General features: G+C 76.3%; 3 protein-coding genes. 1 reads left to right on the top strand and 2 read right to left on the bottom strand.

All coding sequences use genetic code 11. The features are described from left to right. The coding region (locus C1I97_RS35090; RefSeq protein ID WP_111007005.1) for an MGDG synthase family glycosyltransferase at nt 1–948 on the top strand (948 nt) is incomplete at its 5' end. A gap of 24 nt (nt 949–972) precedes the next feature. On the opposite strand, the gene C1I97_RS35095 is transcribed toward C1I97_RS35090, so the two are convergent. Next, nucleotides 973–1,416, bottom strand: a complete 444-nt coding sequence (locus C1I97_RS35095) for an RpiB/LacA/LacB family sugar-phosphate isomerase (RefSeq protein WP_111007003.1) — start codon at nt 1,414–1,416, stop codon at nt 973–975. A gap of 23 nt (nt 1,417–1,439) precedes the next feature. Beyond that, nucleotides 1,440–2,588 (bottom strand): serine/threonine-protein kinase, encoded by a 1,149-nt coding sequence (locus tag C1I97_RS35100; RefSeq protein WP_111007004.1) that lies wholly within the window; start codon nt 2,586–2,588, stop codon nt 1,440–1,442. Nucleotides 2,589–2,611: the final 23 nt, after the last annotated feature.

Below are 2,611 nucleotides of genomic sequence, written 5' to 3' on the forward strand. Positions count from 1 at the left end.
CTGCCGGGCCGTGGGCCGCTCCTCCGGCTGCTTGGCGAGCATGCTCAGCAGGTACGCCTCGAAGGCGGGCGGCAGCGCGGCACCCCGCTGGCGCGGCTCGCGGGCGGTCGGCTGATGCGCCTGGTGCGGGAGTGGCGGGCCGATGTCGTGGTGCCCGTCTTCCATCTGGCGGCCCAGCTCACCGGCCATCTCCGCAGCCGTGGGGTGCTCCGGGTCCCCAGTGCGGTGGTCGTCGTCGACTTCGCCGTGCACCGGCAGTGGCTGCATCCGGGCAACGACCTCCATCTGTGTGTCGGCGAGGAGACCGCTGCCGAGGTCCGCCGGGGCACCGGCCGGCCGGCGGAGGCGACCGGTCCGGTGGTGGCACCGGAGTTCTTCTCCGAGGGGCCGGGAACGGCCGGGTGGCGGCGCCGGCTTCAACGGTACGGCGGCGGCCGGCCCGCGGTGCTGGTCTCCGCGGGCGCCTGGGGAGCCGGCAGCCACCTGCCCGGCACCGCGCGGCTGCTCGCCGCGCACGGCTTCCTGCCGGTCGTCCTGTGCGGGCGCAACGAACGCCTGCGGCGCGCGCTGTCCGGCACACCGGGTGTCCTCACCCCCGGCTGGGTGACCGACATGCCGGACCTGCTGCACGCCTGCGCCGCCCTGGTGGACAACGCGGCCGGGCAGACGGCCGTCCAGGCCCTCGCCGCCGGGCTGCCGGTCATCGGCCACCGCCCCCTGCCCGGACACGGCGCGGAAGGCGTACGCCGCATGGCGGACCTGGGCCTGTGCGACCACGCCCCCGACGAGCCCGCCCTCCTGCGCTCCCTGGCCCGCCTCACGGAGCCGGGACCGCGACGCGAACGGCGGATCACGGCCGGCCGGGCCCTGTTCCGGGAGGACGCGCTGTCCCGGCTCGTACGGGTCCGGGCGGCGGCCCGCCCTCGACCGGGCCGCCCTCACCACTGAGCCGACGGGACCGCAGGGGACCGGTCAGCGGAGGTCCATGCGGTCGACGTGGGCCACGTTGTCCCGGTCCTCGGTGTCCTCGCTCGGTGTGGCGGAGAACCAGGCGTCGAGGATCTCCTTCAGCAGCGGTTCGGAGGTCAGCCTGAGGCCGAGGGCCAGGACGTTGGCGTCGTTCCAGCGGCGTGCTCCGTCCGCCGTGCGGGCGTCGGTGCACAGGGCGGCCCGTACGCCGGGCACCTTGTTCGCGGCGATGGACGCGCCCGTGCCGGTCCAGCAGCACACGACCGCCTGGTCGGCCCGTCCGTCGGCGACATCGCGGGCGGCGGCCTCCGAGCACACCGCCCACCGCGGGTCGTCCCCGGGGCGCAGCGCGCCGTGGGTCACCACCTCGTGCCCCCGCTCGCGCAGCAGCGCGACCAGGGAGCGGGCGACGGGTTCGTCCATGTCGGAGGAGACGGAGATCCTCATGCCCCGGAGCCTACGCAGCCCGCCTAGGAGAACGCCATCCCGACGAGCAGTGCCAGGACGAACAGGGCGACGCCGCCCACGGCGGCGGCCACGCCGAAGTGGCGCCGCAGCAAGGAGCGCAGGCCGGGGCGGCGCGGAGGGACCCGGTGCACGCTGGTGTTCCAGCCGCCGTCCCCGGCGCCCGGGGCCGGTGCCGGGGACGGCGTCACCGCGGCACGGGCGGGCGCACCCCGGCGGCGCGCGGGTCCGGTTCCCCGCTGCTCGGGCGCGCGGCGGCGTCCCTGGCCCCCGCCCGTCTGCTGCGTCCCACGGCCTGGGGACGGGAACGCGGCCGGCCGCTCCGGCGGGAGCGGCTCGGGCGCGCCGCGCCAGGCGCCGCCGGCGAACCAGTCCGCCGCCTGCCGGGCCGTGGGCCGCTCCTCCGGCTGCTTGGCGAGCATGCTCAGCAGGTACGCCTCGAAGGCGGGCGGCAGCGCGGCGCCCCGCTGGTGCGGCGGCACGGGCGTGGAGTCGACGTGCTGGTACAGCAGGGCGGTCGCGGTGGGGGCCTCGAAGGGAGGGGCGCCGACGGCCAGCTGGTAGAGCACGCACCCCAGCGAGTACATGTCGGAGGCGGCGCTCGCGGGGGTGCCGATGGCGCGTTCGGGCGCCAGGTACAGGCCGGTGCCGACGATCTGCCCGGTGGTGGTGAGCGCGCCGGACGGGTCGTCGACGAAGCGGGCGATGCCGAAGTCGGCGATGCGGACGGTGCCGTGGCGGTCGCTGAGCAGGTTGCCGGGCTTGACGTCCCGGTGCACGATGCCCTGGGCGTGCGCCGCGGCCAGGCCCTCGGCCGAGTGCTGCGCCACCTGGGCCAGGCGCTGCGGTGCGAGCGGGCCGCCGGCGGTCAGTTCGTCGGCCAGGCTGTCACCGTCGATCAGCTCCATCACCAGGAAGCAGCGGTCCTCCCAGGTGCCGAAGTCGAGCGTCCCGACCACGTGCGGGTGGTTCAGCCGTGCCGAGGTCTGCGCCTCCAGCCGGAATCGGGCCTCGGCCGAGGCGTCCGCCCCGTCGTTGAGCAGCAGTTTGACCGCGACCGACCGGCCGAGCACCTCGTCGAGGGCCTGCCAGACCTCGCCCATCCCGCCTCGTCCGATGACCGTCTGCAGCCGGTACCGACCTGCCACCAGCACGTGTAGCCCCGCCCTCAATCCCC

The organism is Streptomyces sp. NTH33 (assembly GCF_003236365.1).
Classification (GTDB): Bacteria; Actinomycetota; Actinomycetes; order Streptomycetales; family Streptomycetaceae; genus Streptomyces.

Excerpts from the sequence above, each read along its gene's own strand:
- C1I97_RS35095 (WP_111007003.1), bottom strand. The coding sequence starts at position 1,416 with ATGAGGATCTCCGTCTCCTCCGACATGGACGAACCCGTCGCCCGCTCC.